Raw genomic sequence first — 19,285 nt, 5'->3', positions numbered from 1 at the left:
CCGTCAGCGAGCCAGCCAGCCCCCGTCCACTGCCAGCACCGTGCCATGGACATAGGCGGCAGCGTCGGAGGCCAGGAAGACCGCCGCCCCGGACAGGTCAGAGGGATCGCCCCACCGGCCGGCCGGAATCCGCGCCAGGATATCGCGATTGCGGCCCTCGTCGGCGCGCAGGGCCTCGGTATTGTTGGTCGCGAAATAGCCCGGCGCGATGCCGTTGACGTTGATGCCCTTTGACGCCCACTCGCAGGCCAGAAGCTTGGTCAGGCCGGCCAGCCCCGACTTGGACGCCGTGTAGGAGGGTACCCGGATCCCGCCCTGGAAGCTGAGCATCGAACAGATGTTGATGATCTTGCCGCCCCGGCTATCCGCAACCCAGGTGCGGGCAACCGCCTGGCTGAGGAAGAAGGCGGTCTTGAGATTGGTGTCCATCACCGCATCCCAGTCCGCCTCGGAGAAGTCCAGGCTGTCGGCGCGGCGGATGATCCCGGCATTGTTGATCAGGATGTCGATCTGCCCTGCGACCGCGATCGCCTGCTGGACGACGTCCGCGACCGGCGCGATCGACGACAGGTCGGCCGGGATGGCGTGGAACGCCCGCCCTTCCGCCTGCACCAGCCCGGCCGTCTCGGTCGGGGCGGAACGTCCGACGGCGACGATGTCGGCACCGGCCCGGGCCAGGCCGACGGCAATGGCCTGACCCAGGCCCGTGTTGGCCCCGGTGACCATCGCCACCCGGCCGCTGAGATCGAACGGGTTCATTTGAGCTGGCAGATGTCGAGCTGGTTGATGTCGGTGTAGTCCAGGTTCTCGCCGCCCATGGCCCAGATGAAGGTGTAGTTGGACGTGCCCGAGCCCATGTGGATCGACCAGGGCGGCGACACCACGGCCTCGCCGTCGGCCATCACGATGTGACGGGCGGCGTCAGGCTCGCCCATGAAGTGGAACACCCGGTCATTGGGGTTCAGGCCGAAGTAGAAATAGACCTCGGAGCGCCGGTCATGCAGGTGCGGCGGCATGGTGTTCCAGACCGACCCGGTCTTCAGGATCGTCAGGCCGAGCAGCAGCTGGCAGGACTGGCAGGTGGCGGGGACGATGTACTGGTAGATGGTCCGCTCGTTCGACGTCTCCAGCGCACCCCGCTCGAGCGGCACGGCCTGCTCGATCGAGATATGCTTGACGGCATAACGGACATGGGCCGGTGTCGAGGCCAGATAGAAGCGCGTGTCGCCCGAGAAGGTCACGTCGACCGAACCCATCGGAATATAGAGGCCATCCCGCGGCGCGAGCGTATGGGCCTCGCCGTCGACGGTGACCGTCCCGGTCTGCGTGCCGACATTGACCACGCCCAGTTCGCGACGCTCCAGGAACGGATGTCCGGCCGCCGAGGCGGGCTCGGTCTGGTGCGGAAGCGTCACGCTGGCGGGGCCCGGCTGGACGCCCCCGATCACGAACCGCTCGTAGTGGGTATAGTTCAGCCGGATCTCGCCCGCAGCGAACAGGCCATCGATCAGATAGCGGTCACGGAGCTGGTCGTTGGTGACCCCCTGCATCATGTCCGGATGGGTGGCGTGGTAGGTTTTCTGGTACATGACGGGCTCCATTCGGGTCGGGGCTAGGTAACCGGTGTCATGACCGGCTGCAAGACGTGTCTCAGGGGCGAGGGCCCGTCGTCGAGTCCCGCACCACCAGCGAGGGGTCGACCTCGGGCTGGATCATCGTCGCGGCATCGAGGCCGTGCAAGCCTGCGGTGAGCTTTTCCGCCGCCATCCGCCCCATGTCGCGGATCGGCAGACGGACCGTGGTAAGATTGGGCCAGACGCGAGAGGCCATCGGCAGGTCGTCGAAGCCCACGATCGACAGATCGCCCGGCACATCCATGCCGGCGTCGCGGGCCGCCTTCATCACCCCGATCGCCATTTCGTCATTTCCGGCAAAGATGGCCGTCGGTGGCTCGGGCAGGGCCAGCAGTTCGGCCGCAGCCTCGACCCCGGACTCGAACGTGTAGGCTCCCTTGCGCACATAGGCCGGGTCCAGCTTCAGGCCATGCTCGGCGAGACCATCCTGAAACCCGCGTCCACGCTCGTGCGAGGACCGGAAACTGTCCGGGCCCGAGATGAAGGCAATCCTGCGATGGCCCAGCTCGGCCAGATGCCGGGCAGCACGGGCCGCGCCCCGGCTGTCGTGGGTCACCACCATGCATTCCGGCACGTCCAGAGAGACCGAGGCGATCCGGACATAGGGGCAGTCCGCCGCCTTCAGGATCTGCACGACCCGGTCGTCCTCGGACACCGAAGGCGGCAGGATTACGCCGAACAGCTTCTGCCGGACAATGAAACTGCGGACCTCGTCCAGAAAGCGATCGCTGGCCCGGTTGCAGGGATGAACGACCAGTTCGAGTCCGGCACCCCGCACCGCGTCCAGCACGCCCTGCTGCATGTTGACGACATAGTTGGGACTGGGGTTGTCGTAAATCATCCCGACCAGAAACGAACGCCGAAAGGCCAGTCCGCGCGCCTGCGGGTCCGGACTGTAGCCATGTTCGGCGATGACCGCCTCCACCCGCCGGCGGGTGTCCTCCTTGACGAAGGGCGAGTTGTTGATCACCCGCGAGACCGTCTTCTTGGACACTTCGGCCAGGCGAGCGATGTCGTTGATCGTGGCCGGCTTGCCGGAGGGCCGTTTCGGTTCGCTCACTCAGGGGTCTTTCAATCGTGTCTCGACGCTCTAGCCCGAATGGCCAGCGGTGTCAGTCCCCCCGCTCAGGTGCCCCGGCGCTGGGCGGGCCGATCCAGCACGTCGTCCCGCAGGGGCGTCATGAACCGCAGGTCCCAGTCTGCCGGATTGAACGGCTTGCGGGTCGCCTCGACGACAGCAGGATAGCCCCCGACCTCGCGCTCGTGGTCAATGATCTCGCCCCGGCCTTCGGCCACCTCGGCGATCAGGAGGACGTCGCGCTGGTCGCGATCCCAGGGCCGCGCGCCGACATTGGCCAGGACAGCCCCCTGCACCCGCTCGGCGGGGATCGGCTCGAGCCCCTGCCACCAGACCGGCGGACGGCGCACCTCTATGATCCGGGCCGGCGAGGTGGTGTAGCGGCCGAACATGCGGATCGGGTCTCCGACCTGATCGACCGCGATATTGTCCCGACCATAGTATTCCACGTCGCCCGCCCCGCCGATCATCATGAAGGCCAGACGGTCGGTCGGCGTCGAGGGCCCTGCCCGCAGCACGTTTCCGACCACCGACATCTTGCCGACCTCATAGGGGACGGTTCCCCATTCCTCGGGCGCAAGGTTGTAGTGGATGGCGCGCGGACCCGGATCGTAGATCAGATTGTTGACGATCACCCCATGGACGCCGCCCTTGAACAAGGGGCTGCGCTCATAGTTGTGGGCATACAGGTTCCCGACGATCAGCAGGTCCGTGACATTGTCGTGGATCAGCGAACCCTTGGAATGTTCGCCCTTGGAGTGGGTCGAATAGGCCAGGCTCTCGCCGTTCAGATTGTTCGAGAAGGTGATGGCATGACTGGTACCTGCCCGCCATTCGGCCGGCGTGGAGCCGGTGAAACGGGGGCCGGACGCCGACAGGTTTTCGTCGGTGGCCCAGGTCAGGCTGCAGTGGTCGATGATGACGTTGTAGGCCCCGATGGTCGAGATGCCGTCCTCGTCCCAGCCACTCATCCATTCGCCGCCCGCTGAACCGGGGCGGATCCGCAGATGCTGGACCACGACATCATGGGCGGTGATGTCCATACCCCCGCGGATCAGGGTGATGCCCGGCGACGGGGCGGTCTGGCCGGCGATGGTGATGAAGGGGTTGCGCACCCGCAGCGTCTTCTTGTCGAGATCGATCACGCCCCCGACCTCGAACACCACAATGCGAGGGCCGTCATGCTCGATGGCGGCGCGCAGCGAACCCGGCCCCTCGCTGTTCAGATTGGTGACGCGGAGGATTTCCCCGCCCCGCCCGCCGGGCGTGCGAGCGGCCCAGCCCAGGGCTCCCGGGAAGGCCGGAAGCGCAGCCTCGTCCGCCGTGACAGCCGGCGTCTGGGCCATGACCGGCGCGCCGAACAGGGGTGCCGCGATCGCTGCGACAAGAGCCAGCAGGCCGGCGAGGATCGGGCGTGACGACATGGTTTCCATTCCTCTCCACAAGGTCGCCAGGGGAGGCAACCCGGATATACGGCCTCTCGACGGGCCGCTTTCGATTCAAATTGACACCGGTTTCCATCCTGCGCAATGCTGAATGCAAACGGGGAGGCCGCGTGAACCACGCAAACGATTTTTCAGGTTCGGAAGCCATTGCGCACGCCTTTGTCCTGGCGCGATCCGGCAGCCGCGCCCTGACCGACTATCCGGGGGAGCCACCGGTGACCCTGGCCGATGCCTATGCGATCCAGGACAGCGCCATCGCGGCATGGCCGGACCAGATCGCAGGCTGGAAGCTGGGCCGCATCAATGCCCCGCATGATGCCGACTATGGTGCCGGGCGGCTGGCCGGGCCGATCTTTTCGCGCAACGTCTGGAGAGCCGGCGCGACGCCGACCCGGTTCGACGTCATCGACGGCGGCTTTGCCGCGGTCGAGGCGGAGTATGTCCTCGTCCTTGGCGAGTCGCCGCCTGATCGCGATGACTGGACCGCCGAAACAGTACGCCCGCTGGTCGCCCGCACCCTGACCGGGATCGAGATCGCGGGCAGTCCCTTTGCCGGCATCAACGCCCACGGGCCGGCCGTGACGGCGTCCGACTTCGGCAACAATGCCGGTCTGATTCTCGGTCAGGAAATTCCAGACTGGCAGGAGCGGCTGGCAGGACTGACCTGCGAGACCCGGATCGATGGCGTGGTCATCGGCACCGGAGGCGCGGCCTCCATCCCCAATGGCCCGCTCGATTCCCTCGCCTTCCTGCTGAACCTGCTGCATCGGCGCGGACGCAGGCTCGAGGCTGGCCAGATCGTCTCGACCGGCGCTGCGACAGGGGTCCATCCGATCGACATCGGCCAGTCGGCGATCGCCGATTTCGGGCCTGACGGCCAGATTCACTGTCTTGCCGTCGCCGCCGAGGGAGCGCCTGCATGAGCCTGACCCGCCGCACTTTGGGGCTGACCGGCCTAGCCACAGTGGGGCTGGCGAGCTGTGCACCGCGAGGGACAGCCAAGGGCCAGACCCTGTTCAGCGCCGTCGACGTCCACCCGGCCGACTATCCCACGGTATCTGCGGTACGCTGGATGGGCGAGGAGCTGGCCCGGCTGACGAGTGGCCGTCTGGGGATCCGGCAGTTCCCGGCCGGACAGCTGGGGTCGGAAGACGACTCCATCGGCCTGACCCGGTTCGAGGCCGTCGACATCTGTCGCGTGGCCGTCGCGGCTCTCAACAACGCCTTTCCCGAGACCCGGCTTCTGGCCCTGCCCTATGTGTTCCGCGACGTGAACCATGTGCGCGCCGTCGTGGACGGCCCCATCGGCACCGAACTGCTGAATGTGTTCGAGGGTCGCGGGCTGGTCGGGCTGGCCTATTACGATGCCGCCCCGCGCAGCTTCTACAATGTCCGCCACCCCGTGACCGAGCCCGGCCAGCTGACTGGGCTCAAGATGCGGGCTCCGCAGTCGGACATCTTCCTGGATGCCATCCGTGCCATGGGAGCCAATCCGACGCCCCTGACCTTCGGTGCCGTCTTTTCCTCGCTGCAGACCCATTTGATCGACGGGGCCGAGAACAACTGGCCCAGCTATCAGTCCAGCCGCCAGTTCGAGGTGGCCCGGTTCTGGTCCGACACCCAGCATTCCTTCTCGCCCGACGCCCTGCTGATGTCCAAGGCGAGCCTCGACCGGCTGAGCGCCGCCGATCGCGACCTGGTGCGGGACGTCGCCCGCCGGTCGGTCGCCGTCATGCGGGCCGACTGGGACCGTCGCGAGGCTGAGGCCCGCGCCGCCGTCATCGCCGCCGGGGTCCAGGTCGCCACGGTCGACCGCGAGGCCTTCGCCGCCACCGTCCGGCCGGTACTCGACAAATACATCCAGGGTCCGCGCCTGAGCGGACTCTTCGACCGTATCGCAGCAACGGCCTGAACCGACGCGCGATCCATTCGGTGCTCAGGGAGGGCCCGTGAATGTCTGAACCTCTTCGCGGCCTGACGGGTGCGCTGGACCGGCTGACCACGATCGTGATCGGGGCGGCCTGCGTGTCCCTGGTCTTCATGGCCCTGATCCAGGCCTGGCAGGTGTTCGCCCGCTACGTCCTGAACGACAGTCCCGGCTGGACCGAACCGCTGGCACTGCTGCTGATGAGCATCGTGGTGATGTTCGGTGCCGCGGTCGCCGTGCGACGCGAGACCCATTTTGCCTTCCAGTCGCTTCAGGACAGTCTGCCGGGCCCGGGCCGGCTGCTGACCCTGACCCTGTCACGGCTGATCGCGGCCGCCACGGGTGCGGCGCTGATGATCTTCGGCGGCACCCTGATGCTGGACGACTGGTCCGTGGCCATGGCCGGAGCCCCCCTGCCTGCCGGGCTGAAATTCGCCGGCCTTTGCGTCGGCGGTGGCCTGATCCTGCTGTTCGCCATCGAGCGGTTGCTGACCGGCGATTATGCCCACCCCCAAAGCGCACCGGAGCTCTGAACATGGAATTCGTGATCCTGTTCGGCCTGTTCGCCGTGCTGCTGGCGATCGGTGTGCCGGTGGCCTTTTCCCTGCTGGCCGCCACCCTGGCGACGGTCCTGTATCTGGCGGTCCCGCCGATCGTGGTGTTCCAGCAAATGGGCTCCGACATCACCTCGGTCTCGCTGCTGGCCATTCCGCTGTTCATCTTCACCGGCGAGCTGATGATGAAGGGCGGGCTGTCGGACCGGATGATCGCGCTGGCCGCATCCATGGTGGGCCATGTGCGAGGCGGCCTCGGTCAGGTCACCGTAGTCGGCTCGACCCTGTTCGGCGGCGTGTCGGGCAGTGCCATCGCGGACGTCTCGGCCATCGGCGGCACCATGATCCCGCAGATGCAGAAGCGCGGCTATGACGCAGACTATGCCGTTAACGTCACGATATCGGCCGCGCTGGTGGCGCTGCTGGTCCCGCCCTCGCACAACATGATCCTCTATTCCGCCGCAGCCGGAGGCGGAGTCTCGATCTCCGACCTGTTCGCCGCAGGCATCCTGCCGGCCGGGCTTCTGGCCATCAGCCTGATGATCACCGCCTATGTCGTGGCCCGGAAACGCGGCTATGCCGCCGAGGCCTTCCCCGGCTTTGGTGTTGTACTCACGCGGCTGGTCGCCGCGATCCCGGGCCTGCTGCTGGTCGCCATCATCTTCACGGGTATCCGCGCCGGGGTGTTCACCGCGGTCGAGAGCGCTTCGATCGCCGTGGTCTATGCCACCGTCGTGACCGGCCTCGTCTATCGCCAGATGTCGTTCGCCGCCTTCAGGGAAGCCTGTATGGGGGCGGTCAAGACTTCAGGGGCCGTGCTCTTCATCATCGGCGCAGCGGGAGCCTTCGGCTGGCTGATGGCCTATCTGCAGGTCCCCGCGATGATGGTCGAAGGTCTGCAGAGCCTGACCGACAGCCGTATCATCATCCTGCTACTGATCATCGCGATCCTGCTGGTGCTGGGAACCTTCATGGACATGGCCCCGCTGATCATCATCTGCACCCCGATCTTCCTGCCGGTCGCCAAGGCCTTTGGCGTGGACCCGGTGCAGTTCGGCGTCATCCTCCTGCTGAACGCCGGGATCGGCCTGATCACACCGCCCGTGGGGTCGGTGCTGTTCGTGGGGTCGGCCATCGCCGGTGTGCCGATGACCGCCTCGCTGAAGTCGATCTGGCCCTTCTACCTGGCCTGTATGACCGTCCTGATGCTGGTGACCTTCGTTCCGGCCCTGTCGCTGTGGCTGCCCAGCCTGATGAAATAGGTGTCAGGCCAGGCTGTTCAGCCAGTCCTCCAGATGGGTGTAGCCGTCGGCATTGACGTCGGTCGCCCCGTCCGAAGGGTCTGCCGGATCGAGGCCATGGGCCGTTTCCCAGTCGTCGGGCATGCCGTCGCCGTCTCGGTCGGCCCAGGCGATTCCGGGCGACAGGTCCGGCCAACCGCCCACCTCTGCCTGGCTGTCGATGATCCGTCCGGACCGGTCGGAAACACCCGCGATCACACGCTGGTCGACGCCATCGCGCATCTTCGAAGCCCCGGCGCGCTCTAGAACCGCAGCGAGGGTCTGGTCCGGTGTTGCCGCGACGGCCTCGGCCCAGTCCGGACGGGCCTGCAGCCGGTAACCGGGGCGGTCCGCCCCCTTGATCAGGCTCCAGGGATCGGCGGGCACCGCGCCATTCATGGCATTGTTCTCGAACCAGGCCCGGGCCAGCGGATTGTCCTCCTCGAAGGCGATGGCACCGGTGGAATTCGGTCCGGTCAGATAGGCATTGCCGATGAAGGCATAGGCCGACAGGCTTTCGGTGTCGGCATTGTAGCCCGCATGGCCGGCCCCCCAGTTGTAAAAGACGTTGGACCGGAACTCGAACAATGGCCCCCGCGGATCGACCGCCGGCCGATTGTAGTTTCCGGGCCTCGGCATCCGCGCCCGGTGGCTGGCCCACAGATTGTGATAAAAGGTCATGCGCGCGCCATGGCCACCCCGGACCAGCGAACCATAGCCATGGTCGCCCTTGTCATGACCCGAGGCATTCAGGCTTTCCGCGATCAGCGACCACTGGACCGTGACGTCATAGATGCCCCGCTCCGGTGGATCATAGCGGCTGCCGACCGACAGGGTCTCGTCCACCGACCATGAGGCGGAGATGTGATCCAGGATGATGCGCCGGCCGCGCGTGATGGACACGGCATCGGCCTCCACCCCGCTCTCGTCCCCCAGCCGGGACCGGACATAGCGGACCACGACATCGTCGGCGGCAATGACAAGGGGATGATCCCTGAGGGTGATGCCTCCGCCGGGCGCCGTCTGGCCCGCGACCGTCACGAGACCCCGACGCACGGTCAGGGGCGAGGCCAGCCGGATGGTGCCGCCGATGTCGAAGATGATGGTCCGGGGTCCCTCGGCCTCGACGGCGGCCCTGAGGCTGCCGGGGCCCGCGTCGGCCAGCGTCGTGACCCGCAGGACCCGTCCTCCGCGTCCGCCCAGCGCCAGCCGGCCGGCACCCTCTGCGCCGGGAAAGGCGGGGACGGAACGGCTATCCGTGCCGGCGTGAAGCAACGGGTGTGTGTCTGCGCGTGCTTCCCGCGCCACAGCGTTCGTCGAAGCGAGCGACAGAACGGCCACCATGGCCACGCTTGCGTACGACAGGCTTGCAACGGAGGTCGTCATCAGGTTAGGCTTCCATGATACCGGTGTCAGAATGCAGCCATGACACAATGACACCGGTGTCAACAAGATTGAACTTCTAAGCTCGACGACGAGGACGGACGGAAGATCCGCCTCAACCACATAGTCGCTGGTCCAGGGCATCATCCCGGGGCCCGATGTGTCCCTGGGAGGAGGCATATGTACAAGATCATGCAATCGGGCGCGCGTAGCGCCCTTCGCCAGACGCTGGTGGCCGGAGCCTCGGGGCTCGCCATCGCCATGACCCTGGGTGTGGTCGGAGCTTCGGCCCAGTCCACACCGGCATCTCAGGACCCGGCCGAGACCACCGTCGACGAGATCGTCGTCACCGGTTTCCGCGCCAGTCTTGACGCCGCGCTGAACATCAAGCGCCGCGAGGCGGGCGTGGTGGATGCCATCGTCGCCGAGGACATCGCCGACTTCCCGGATCTGAACCTGGCCGAGGCCGTGCAGCGCATCCCGGGCGTATCCATCGACCGTGATGCCGGCGAAGGCCGGTCGCTGACGGTTCGCGGCCTGAGCTCGGACTTCACCCGCACCCGCATCAACGGCATGGAGGCCCAGGCCACGACCGGGGGCACGGACTCGTCCGGCGGCGCCAACCGGGGCCGGGGTTTCGACTTCAACGTCTTCGCAGCCGAGCTTTTCAACTCGATCACGGTCCGCAAGACAGCCGCAGCCGAGACCGAGGAAGGCTCCCTTGGCGCGACGATCGACCTGCAGTCCACACGTCCGTTCGACTATGAAGGCTTCACGGCCGCAGCCTCGGTCCAGGCCGGCTACAACGACCTGTCGGAAAACTACAATCCGCGCGTCGCCTTCCTGCTCAGCGACACCTTCGCCGACGACAAGTTCGGAGCGCTGATTTCGCTTGCCTATTCCGAGCGCGATACGCTGGAAGAAGGATTCAGTTCGGTGCGCTGGGCTCCGGCGGTCGGGACCAACTCCTCGGGCGGCTTCTGCTCGCCGCTCGGCGTCACGCCAGCCAACCCCGGCAACAGCACGGCCACCGGCTCGACTGCCGCAAACTGTGCCACGGGCATTCCCCGCCTGCCAAATACGGCAGCGAACGTGGCGGCCTACAACACGGCCAACCAGCCCAACGTCTTCATTCCGCGCCTGCCGCGCTATGGTCGCCTGACCCACAGCCAGGAACGGCTGGGCGTCACGGGGTCGTTCCAGTACCGGCCGGTCGAGACCACGACCTTCAGCCTCGACGTCCTGTATTCGAAGCTGGACGCCACCCGTCAGGAAGACTTCCTCGAAAGCCTGTCGTTCAGCCGCAACGCCGCGGCCGGTGGCCAGACCCAGATCAACGTCCGCGACGCGGCCGTCGAGAACAACGCCCTGGTCTATGGCATCTTCGACAATGTCGACATCCGCTCGGAACAGCGGTTCGACGAGCTTTCGACCGAGTTCACCCAGGTCAGCTTCACTGCCGAGCACGATTTCAGCGATCGCCTGCGGGGCCGGTTCTACGTCGGGCGCGCCGAGTCGGTGTTCGACAACCCGGTGCAGACCACGGTCACCATCGATCGTTCGAATACCCAGGGCTTCTCCTACGACTTCCGGGGCAATCCGAACACGCCGGTCATCAACTATGGCTTTGACGTCACCAGCCCGGCCAACTGGCAGTGGCGCAACTCCACCCTGGCCGTGCCGCGCTCGGAAATCCGCCTGCGTCCCAATGGCGTGGAGACGGTCTTTGAATCGGCCCAGGCCGACCTCGCCTTCGACGTCAACGACAGCCTGACGATCAAGGGCGGCATCAACTACAAGACCTTCGGTTCGGACTCGTTCGAGCTGCGGCGTACCGACGAGACCGTTGTCCCGGCCCTGCCTGCCGGAACCTCCCTGGCCGACATCACCAGCCTGCTGACCGGCTACGGCCGCAACCTCGTTCCGGCGGGTGTCGACACCTCGTGGCTGATCCCGAACCTCCCGGCCATCGCCCAGTTGTTCAACATCTACTGCAACTGCGACACGGGCCTCGTCGGCGGCGACTTCCGCCTGACGGGCATCACAAACGGCAATGCGCGCGGCGGCAACCGCAACATCGAGGAAGAGGATCTGGCCTTCTACCTCCAGGCCGATTTCGAGACCCAGCTGTTCGACATGCCCCTGCGCGGGAACGTCGGCGTTCGTCAGGTCAATACCAAGCTGCTGGCCGAGGGCTTCTCGTCCACGGGCGGCGGCACGCCGGTGTCGGGCACCAATGAATACGACGACACCCTGCCGTCGCTGAACCTGGCGCTGGAACCGATGGAGGACGTCATCGTCCGCTTCGGCGCAGCCAAGGTCATGGCCAGGCCGCAGATCGGCAACACCCTGGCCGGCACCAACTACCTGGTGCCGACGACCTCGCTGGCCGCGACCGGTCCGAACTACACGGCCAGCATCGGCAACGTCGGCCTCGATCCGTTCCGGGCCACGACCTATGACTTCAGCCTCGAGTGGTATTTCGCGCCCGAGAGCCTGCTGTCCTTCGCCTACTTCTACAAGGACATCGACTCCTACATCCAGATCATCCGCCAGGACCTGGAGTATCAGGCCCTGACCGCGCTGAACCCCTCGGCCTTCGCGCCGGGCTTCTGTTCCGGGACCTGCTCGCCGACCACGATCTTCCAGCTGACCAGTGCGGTGAACACCGAGGGCGGGCCGCTGAAGGGCTTCGAGATCAGCTACCAGCAGCCGTTCACCTTCCTGCCGGGCCTTCTGGCCAACACCGGCGTGCAGCTGAACTACACCAAGGTCGCGTCCGAGATCGACTACTGCAACAACGCCCTGTGCACGACCTTCGTGACGGACGATCTGATCAACCTGTCCCCGACGGCCTACAACGGCACCCTCTACTATGAGGATGACACCTTCTCGATGCGGGTGTCGGCTGCGTTCCGCGAGCAGTATCTGCAGAACGTGCCAGGCCGGAACGGCAACTCGATCGAGGGCAAGAAGGACACCTTCAACCTCGACATGTCGGCTTCCTATAACCTGACGGACCAGGTGACGGTGACCTTCGAGGGGCTGAACCTGACCGACGAAGAGAACCACCAGTACGTCGGCGACGGCAGCCGGTCGTCCACCTCTGTCTATCACCACACGGGCCGTCAATATTACATCGGAGCCCGCTACAAGTTCTGAGCCTCCGCTCTTGCCAATCGTTCTCCTGAACGTGACTCTGGGCCGGCGACGGGCAACCGTCGTCGGCCCTTTTTTCGAGCCTGCCCATGTCCAATCCTCTCCTGACCCTCCGACCTGCCGCCGACTGCCAGTGGGACATGGTCGCGCTCGGCGAGGTCATGCTGCGGTTCGATCCCGGCGAGCGGCGTGTCCGCAATGCCCGGTCGTTCGATGTCTGGGAGGGGGGCGGCGAATACAATGTGGCCCGGGCCGCGGCACGGACGTTCGGCCTGCGCAGCAGCGTCGTCACGGCCCTGCCGGACAATGAGCTGGGGCGCCTGACAGAGGACCTGATCGCCCAGGGCGGGGTGGACCGCCGCCACATCCTCTGGCGTGACTTCGACGGGATCGGCCGAAACACCCGCGTCGGGCTGAATTTCACCGAGCGCGGCTTTGGCCTGCGTCCGGCGCTGGGCGTGTCGGACCGGGCCAACTCGGCTGCCAGCCAGATCGCCCCGGGCGAGATCGACTGGGACCATCTGTTCGGGGTCGCCGGGGTTCGCTGGTTCCACACCGGCGGGATCTTTGCCGCCCTGTCGGCCACGACCGCACAGGTGGCCATCGAGGCTGTGGAGGCTGCCCGTCGCCACGGCACCGTCGTCTCCTATGACCTGAACTACCGGGCCAGTCTGTGGAACAGCCATCCGGACCCGGACGCGGCCCGCGCGGTCAACCGGCGGATCGCGAGCAGCGTCGACGTCATGATCGGCGACCGGCACGGGTTCGAGACCTGCCTCGGCCTCGAGCTGGGCAAGCCCCCGGCGGGCGACCCGATGGATGGCGACGACTTCGCCGCCGTGGCTCCGCAGTTCGCCGCGACCTTTCCCGAGACCCGGCTTGTGGCCGCCACCCTGCGGCGGCCGACGACCTCCAGCCAGAACGGCTGGTCGGCCATCGCCTGGGCGGACGGGCAGGTTCACCGGGCCCCGGTCCGCGAGACGGTCGACATCCTGGATCGCGTGGGCGGCGGGGATGCCTTTGTCTCTGGCCTCGCGGTCGCGCTGATGGAGGGCCATGACCTCGACACGGCGCTCGGTTGGGGTACTGCGCACGGAGCCCTCGCCATGACGACGCCGGGGGATGCCTCCATGGCCAGTCGCGCCGAGGTCATCGCCCTGGCCAGCGGCGGCGACGCCCGCACGATCCGCTAGCCCATGATCACCCGGCGCTCCGCGACGGGCCTGCTGGGGCTGGGGCTGGCGGGTATCGCCACGTCCCGCGCGCGCGCGGCACCGGCCTCGCCCGTCGTGGCCACCCGCCATGGACCGGTCATCGGGACCCGCGACGGCCCGACGCAGGTGTTCAGGGGCATCCGCTATGGGGCGGACACAGCCCCCCGTCGCTTCCAGCCGCCACGCCGGCCCGAGCCCTGGACAACGCCGGTCGAGGCGCTGGCCTATGGTCCGGCCTGCCCCCAGAACAGCCCGGAGCCGGATCAGTCCGAGGACTGTCTGTTCCTGAATGTCTGGACGCCCGGGGTGGACGACGCGGCCCGGCCGGTCATGGTCTATGTCCACGGCGGGGCCTATGCGACGGGGTCCGGGTCGGATCCGCTGTACGACGGGACCCGGCTGTCGCGGCGGGGCGACGTCGTGGTCGTCACCCTGAACCACCGGCTGAACCTGTTCGGTCACGCTTTCCTGAAGCGGCTGGACGGGACATTCGCGGCCTCCGGCAATGCCGGGCTGCTGGATCTGATCCTGGCCCTGGAATGGGTCCGGGACAATATCGCGGCCTTCGGCGGTGACCCCGGCCGGGTCATGGTGTTCGGCCAGTCCGGCGGCGGGGCCAAGATCGCGAGCCTGATGGCGACTCCGGCAGCGGCCGGCCTGTTCCACGCCGTGGCGACCATGAGCGGCCAGCAGGTCACGGCCTCGGGACCCAATAATGCCACGACCCGCACTCGGGCCTGGCTGGCGGAGCTGGGACTGGCCGGGGACCGCGTCGCGGAGCTGGCGACGACGGATCCAGCCCGCTTGCTGCAGGCCGCGCGGATTACCGATCCAGTCCTCGGCTATGGCAGCCTGTATTTCGGCCCGGTGGTGGATGACCTGACCCTGACGCGGCACCCCTTCTATCCGGATGCCCCGGCGCAGTCGGCGGCCATCCCGATGATCATCGGCAATACCCGCGAGGAGACCCTGGCCTTCCTCGGGCCCCGGGTCGCACCCGTCGACCTGACCTGGAACGACCTGCCGGGACGGATGACGCCGGATGTCCTCAGGGTCGATGTCGACCCGGAGACGGTCATCGCCGCCTACCGGGCCATGCATCCCGACTGGTCGCCCTATCAGGTCCTGATCCGAGCCACGACGGCGGGGCGCAGCTGGCGGGCCGCGGTGATCGAGGCCGAAGCGCGCGCCACGGCCGGCCACCCGACCTGGGTCTATCAGCTGGACCTGGCCGGGACGCTGGAGGACGGCCGGACCGGAGCCTTTCACACGGCCGACATCCCGCTGGTGTTCGGGACGCTGGACACGCCGGGCTCGCGGATGATGGGGCCAGACGCCCGCAGCGTGTCAGACCGGATGAGCGATGCCTTCATCGCCCTGGCCCGGACCGGGTCGCCGGGCGCGGTGGCGGGACAGGTCTGGCCTCGCTTCGACCTGGCCGACCGGCCGACGATGATCTTCGACCGTCAGACACGGGTCGAGGCCGATCCGCGGGGAGACGAGCGTCGGTTCTTTGCCCGCTATCCCTATGTCCAGCCGGGGACTTAGGACCCGTTCCATCTCCCTCGCTGCTCATCCCGGCGAAAGCCGGGACCCAGTGCTTTGGGCAAGCCATTCGATGGTGCGAACATCAGACCGCGATCCGGACACCGCGAGTCTCGAAATCACTGGGTCCCGGCTTTCGCCGGGATGAGCGGAAACGAAAAAAGGCCCGGCGCGAGGGCCGGGCCCGATCTCTGGATGCAGAAGCCTATTCGCGGGTAACGGTCACGCCGCGGTCACCGAGGATTTCCTGCACGCTGTCGTCACCGGCCAGGTGAGCGGCCCCGACGGCGATGAAGGTCGTGCCGGATCCGGCGAGCAGGGTCTGGATCTGGTCCGCCCAGTCGGTGTTCCGCTTGACCAGCAGGGCCTGATAGATCTCGTCCGAGGCTTCGCGCATGCCGTCGACGGCGATATCCTCGAGCGTCTGGACGTCACCATTGGACCAGGCCACCACCATCCGGTCGAGTTCGGTTGCAGCTTCCTCATAGTCCTCGAGCGAGGAGCGCAGGAAGGCCAGCTGGGTCTCTTCGCTGAGGCCGGCCAGGATGCCGACCTGTTTGTCGATGGTCTCCAGACCGGTGACAGGCTTGCCGGCGGCCTCGGCCCGGGCCTTCAGGACCGTCTCGACGCCGGATTTCGGGTCGTAGCCCGCCTTCTGCAACGGGGCCATGGCGATCGACAGCGCAGCCAGCCAGGGCCGCAGGGGGTCCATCTGGGCCGCGCTGGCGCCGATGGCCTTGGCGGCCTCGTCCAGTCTGGCGATTTCCTCGGCGTTCAGCAGGCTGGACAGCGGACGATCCGGCGAGATGCCCTGCGACTGGACCAGGGGCATGATGGCGGCCTGATCGTCGGGGTTGGAGATTTCGAAGATCACGTTTCCGGCGCTGGCCAGGGCGGCATCGACCTTGGGCGAGCCCCAGGCGGTATCGGGGCGCAGCACATGGACCGTTCCGAACAGATACAGGGTCGAGTCGGCATCCTTGACGACCCAAAGCGCTGGACCGGCCCCTGTGGCGGGCGGGACGGCCGCGACAGCCGCCGGGACAGCGGGAGCAGCGGACTGGGCAAGGGCCTGGCTCGGGAAGCCGGTAGCGAGGGCGGCACACAGGCCGACACCCAGGGCTGCACCGACGACCCAGCGGCCGACACCGGCGGTGGTCGATTTCAGACGGGAAGCGAGGGTCATGTTGGTTTCCTTGAGTTGAGGTTGGTCAGTCGAGAAGAAGAGGGTCAGTGGATGCCGCGCCGGGCGGCGGCGAGGCAGGAGGCACAGAGGTAGACGCCCATGGTGATGCCGATCAGACCCCAGCTGGATACGGGTCCGACAAGGTCCAGCCGTTCGGCCGCGGCATAGACGAACAGGGCCGCCTGGCAGGCGAAGAAGGCCATGGCCCCGGTCTCGGCCATGATCCGGCGCAACATCTCGTCAGCCTTGTTCCAGAGAAGGACATTGGTCACGGTCTGGATGACCAGCAGGACGATGACGGCCCCGAAGACGACATCCGCCGTGGCGAACTGCCCGCCATAGATGGGCAGCAGGAACATGGCGGACGCCAGCAGCAGGGTGGCGATCTGAAGGAGCCCGCAGCCCTTGGGCACGCTGGCCGGTCGGGTCGCCATGACGACGGCACTGGCGATGGCCATAGCCAGCAGACCCACCGCCATCACCAGGGCGACCTCGTCCGACCAGGCCATGGCCCGGCTGGCGGCAAGGCTCGCCACGGCGGCACCGGTCGCGGCACCGAAACCGGCCAGGGCAAGGATGCCGAGGATCTTGAGCGCGAGCGGGGGTGGAGTATCGGAACGCGTCACCATGTCAGTCTCCTATTCCGAGAAGATGGATTCGATGGGATGGCCGAAGACCCGGGCGATCCTGAAGGCCAGAGGCAGGGAGGGGTCGTAGCGGCCCGTTTCCAGGGCATTGACGGTCTGGCGCGAGACCCCGAGCTGTTCGGCAAGGTCGGCCTGGCTCCAGTCCCGCTCGGCACGCAGCACTTTCAGACGGTTGTTCATCGGTCCGCCCTCACCGGTGCCGCAGCCACCAGACCGCCCAGGCGATCGTGTAACCGAGGACCTGGCAGCCCGCGACGGCGCCCATGCCGGCGGCGAAAAGGTCCGGCCCGGACAGACCTTCCAGAAGGGCCGCCCCTTCGTCCGGCAGGACGACCGACAACAGGATGACACCGCCGACAGCCATGCCGCCGGAGCCACCCCACCACCAGGCGACCTTGTGAGCCTCCCGCGCCGCCTCGTCGATCCCGCGCCACCACCAGACGCAGGCTGTCATTCCCGCGGCCATGGCAACGGTGAAGAAGGCGGCATTGATCCCGACGGCTGCCCAACCCGATCCCTCGCCGAAGATGGCCGAACCGGCCCCCGCGATTGCCGCCACCACCACCGTGGCCAGCATCGTCCCGGCATAGGCCCGGAGGCCGAATGGTCGTCGCGGTCTGGACTGGTTCATGACAAGGCCCCCTGTCTGTTTGACAAGGGTGTTTTACATTATGGTGGCCGCCTGTCAAGCACCCTTGTCAGAGCGGGTTTCGGGGCTCATTCGGCGGCCTGGTCCGAGGGTTCGGGCAGCGCGGCGACCGAGACGACCTCCAGCGCAGGCAGGCTCTCGACATTGCGCAGGCTGTGCACCACGGCCCGGTGCTTGCGGCCGACATCGGCGACCTTGTTCTTGGCCTCGTCCAGCTTCTTGTCGACGGCCTCGAGCGTCTCGCCGTATTTCTCGAACGCCGACTTGACCTTGCCCAGCTCGGTCCAGACCTCGCTGGACTTCTTCTGGATCTGCAGCGACCTGAAGCCGACGCGCAAGGCATTCAGCATGGCGGTCAGCGTGCTGGGACCGGCGATCTCGACCTTGTGACGCGCGCGCAGCTCGGCGGTGAAGCCCTCCCGCCGCACGATCTCGGCAAACAGGCCCTCGGTCGGAAGATACATATAGGCGAAGTCGGTCGTATGGGGCGGCTGGATGTATTTCTCGGCCATGATCTTGGCCTGGGCCATGACCGCCCGCTCCAGCGCCTTGCCGGCCGCCTCGGCCTCGACCGGATTTGCGCTCTCCTGGGCCGCGACCAGACGGGCATAGTCCTCGTGCGGGAATTTGCAGTCGATCGGAATCCACACCTGGCCATCGTCGTCCTGGCCCGGCAGGCGCACTGCGAAATCGACCCGCTCAAGGCTGCGAGGCCGAACCTGGACCTGCGCCGCATACTGCTCGGAGGTCAGGGTGTCCTCGAGCAGGGCCCCCAGCTGGACCTCGCCCCAGGTGCCGCGGGACTTCACATTGGTCAGGACGCGCTTCAGGTCGCCGACACCGGTGGCCAGGCTCTGCATTTCTCCCAGGCCCTTCTGGACGGATTCCAGCCGGTCGCTGACCTGTTTGAAATTGGCGTCCAGCCGCTGGTCGAGCGTGGACTGCAGCTTCTCGTCGACAGTCTTGCGCATCTCCTCCAGCTTGGCCTCGTTCTCCTTGCGCAGGCCCGCCAGGTTGTCGGTCAGGGTGACCCGGACCTTCTCCAGTTCCTCGGCCATGGCCTTGCGGCCCTCGATCTGCTGCGCCGTCAGGGTCTCGGTCAGCTTGCCCAGGGTGGCGTTGACGTCATTCAGGCGCAGCCGCTGGGTCTCGGCCAGGGCATCGCCGGTCTTCTTCTGGACGTCGGCGAACGATGTGAAATGCAGGTTGAGATTGGCGGTCAGGCCGCCCAGCCGGTTGTCTAGACTGTCGCTCAGGGCCTTGAGCCCGTTCTGGAGTTCCATCCTCTGGGTGGCGTTGGCCCGATCCAGATCGGCGCGCAGGCTTGCGAACTCGGCGCGAACGGCGGCCCCGGCCCGATCATCGGTCTCGGCACGGCGCTGGCCTTCGGCAACGGCACCAACGGCCCGCCAGGCGAGAAAGCCGACGATGACGGCAATGCCGGCAAGGAGAAGTATCAGAAGCTGGAACAGGTCGGTTTCGGGCAAGACGGTCCTCGTTGATCGTGGGAGAGGCCGTGACCTCAAACACACCGGCACGACCGAAACGGTCGCACGCCCGTGCGTTCCCGCTCCGTTCCTAGCC

At 66.9% G+C, this 19,285-nt stretch carries 16 protein-coding genes and 1 pseudogene; 7 read left to right on the top strand and 10 right to left on the bottom strand.

The features are described 5' to 3' along the window. Positions 1 to 3: 3 nt before the first annotated feature. From kduD to GGR13_RS14860, 4 genes are all read right to left on the bottom strand, one after another. On the bottom strand, positions 4 to 759 hold the full coding sequence (gene kduD / locus GGR13_RS14875; RefSeq protein ID WP_183214362.1) for a 2-dehydro-3-deoxy-D-gluconate 5-dehydrogenase KduD: 756 nt from the start codon (positions 757 to 759) through the stop codon (positions 4 to 6). Beyond that, the gene (kduI, locus tag GGR13_RS14870; protein WP_183214361.1) at positions 756 to 1,589 is read right to left on the bottom strand and encodes a 5-dehydro-4-deoxy-D-glucuronate isomerase; all 834 of its coding nucleotides are present in this window, start codon (positions 1,587 to 1,589) and stop codon (positions 756 to 758) included. Before kduI ends, kduD begins: the two co-directional genes overlap by 4 nt. 61 nt (positions 1,590 to 1,650) lie before the next feature. Then, complete coding sequence (locus GGR13_RS14865; protein ID WP_183214360.1) at positions 1,651 to 2,694, bottom strand: substrate-binding domain-containing protein; 1,044 nt, start codon at positions 2,692 to 2,694, stop codon at positions 1,651 to 1,653. 65 nt (positions 2,695 to 2,759) lie between these two features. Next, positions 2,760 to 4,136 carry a pectate lyase family protein gene (locus tag GGR13_RS14860; protein WP_183214359.1) on the bottom strand — a complete coding sequence of 459 codons (1,377 nt, stop codon included), beginning with the start codon at positions 4,134 to 4,136 and terminating at the stop codon, positions 2,760 to 2,762. A gap of 131 nt (positions 4,137 to 4,267) precedes the next feature. On the opposite strand from GGR13_RS14860, the gene GGR13_RS14855 reads away from it, so the two are divergent. From GGR13_RS14855 to GGR13_RS14840, 4 genes are read left to right on the top strand one after another with little or no spacing between them, the layout of a single operon-like run. Further along, complete coding sequence (locus GGR13_RS14855; RefSeq protein ID WP_183214358.1) at positions 4,268 to 5,080, top strand: 2-keto-4-pentenoate hydratase; 813 nt, start codon at positions 4,268 to 4,270, stop codon at positions 5,078 to 5,080. After that, positions 5,077 to 6,069: a TRAP transporter substrate-binding protein gene (locus GGR13_RS14850; protein ID WP_183214357.1), complete on the top strand. Its 993-nt coding sequence runs from the start codon at positions 5,077 to 5,079 to the stop codon at positions 6,067 to 6,069. Before GGR13_RS14855 ends, GGR13_RS14850 begins: the two co-directional genes overlap by 4 nt. A 41-nt stretch (positions 6,070 to 6,110) precedes the next feature. Continuing rightward, a complete protein-coding gene (locus tag GGR13_RS14845) occupies positions 6,111 to 6,617 on the top strand; it encodes a TRAP transporter small permease (RefSeq protein WP_183214356.1) in 507 nt (168 codons plus the stop codon). A gap of 2 nt (positions 6,618 to 6,619) precedes the next feature. Then, on the top strand, positions 6,620 to 7,900 hold the full coding sequence (locus GGR13_RS14840) for a TRAP transporter large permease (protein WP_183214355.1): 1,281 nt from the start codon (positions 6,620 to 6,622) through the stop codon (positions 7,898 to 7,900). Positions 7,901 to 7,903: 3 nt separating this feature from the next. Here GGR13_RS14840 and GGR13_RS14835 read toward each other — a convergent pair whose 3' ends face one another. Beyond that, positions 7,904 to 9,304 (bottom strand): pectate lyase family protein, encoded by a 1,401-nt coding sequence (locus GGR13_RS14835; protein WP_183214354.1) that lies wholly within the window; start codon positions 9,302 to 9,304, stop codon positions 7,904 to 7,906. Positions 9,305 to 9,481: 177 nt separating this feature from the next. Here GGR13_RS14835 and GGR13_RS14830 point away from each other — a divergent pair, with 177 nt between their 5' ends. The 3 genes from GGR13_RS14830 to GGR13_RS14820 all read left to right on the top strand — a co-directional run bounded on the left by GGR13_RS14830 (position 9,482) and on the right by GGR13_RS14820 (position 15,222). After that, on the top strand, positions 9,482 to 12,463 hold the full coding sequence (locus GGR13_RS14830) for a TonB-dependent receptor (RefSeq protein WP_183214353.1): 2,982 nt from the start codon (positions 9,482 to 9,484) through the stop codon (positions 12,461 to 12,463). 86 nt (positions 12,464 to 12,549) lie between these two features. Beyond that, complete coding sequence (locus tag GGR13_RS14825) at positions 12,550 to 13,653, top strand: sugar kinase (protein ID WP_183214352.1); 1,104 nt, start codon at positions 12,550 to 12,552, stop codon at positions 13,651 to 13,653. A 3-nt stretch (positions 13,654 to 13,656) separates the two neighbouring features. Next, on the top strand, positions 13,657 to 15,222 hold the full coding sequence (locus tag GGR13_RS14820; protein WP_183214351.1) for a carboxylesterase/lipase family protein: 1,566 nt from the start codon (positions 13,657 to 13,659) through the stop codon (positions 15,220 to 15,222). Positions 15,223 to 15,424: 202 nt separating this feature from the next. Here GGR13_RS14820 and GGR13_RS14815 read toward each other — a convergent pair whose 3' ends face one another. The 5 genes and pseudogenes from GGR13_RS14815 to GGR13_RS14795 form a co-directional block, all read right to left on the bottom strand. After that, positions 15,425 to 16,405 (bottom strand): TraB/GumN family protein, encoded by a 981-nt coding sequence (locus tag GGR13_RS14815; protein ID WP_183214350.1) that lies wholly within the window; start codon positions 16,403 to 16,405, stop codon positions 15,425 to 15,427. A 44-nt stretch (positions 16,406 to 16,449) separates the two neighbouring features. After that, on the bottom strand, positions 16,450 to 17,034 hold the full coding sequence (locus GGR13_RS14810) for a hypothetical protein (RefSeq protein WP_183214349.1): 585 nt from the start codon (positions 17,032 to 17,034) through the stop codon (positions 16,450 to 16,452). Positions 17,035 to 17,043: 9 nt separating this feature from the next. Then, the gene (locus GGR13_RS14805) at positions 17,044 to 17,232 is read right to left on the bottom strand and encodes a helix-turn-helix transcriptional regulator (RefSeq protein ID WP_183214348.1); all 189 of its coding nucleotides are present in this window, start codon (positions 17,230 to 17,232) and stop codon (positions 17,044 to 17,046) included. 183 nt (positions 17,233 to 17,415) lie between these two features. Continuing rightward, positions 17,416 to 17,494: pseudogene (locus tag GGR13_RS16945) on the bottom strand (hypothetical protein); the annotation flags it as partial. 275 nt (positions 17,495 to 17,769) lie between these two features. Then, positions 17,770 to 19,188 (bottom strand): DNA recombination protein RmuC, encoded by a 1,419-nt coding sequence (locus tag GGR13_RS14795; RefSeq protein WP_221230730.1) that lies wholly within the window; start codon positions 19,186 to 19,188, stop codon positions 17,770 to 17,772. Between the last annotated feature and the right edge of the window lie 97 nt (positions 19,189 to 19,285).

This window comes from Brevundimonas variabilis, from assembly GCF_014199945.1.
Lineage (GTDB): Bacteria > Pseudomonadota > Alphaproteobacteria > Caulobacterales > Caulobacteraceae > Brevundimonas > Brevundimonas variabilis.
The sequence above is the reverse complement of the archived record's forward strand: the minus strand, read 5'-3'. Positions and strand labels throughout refer to the sequence as shown.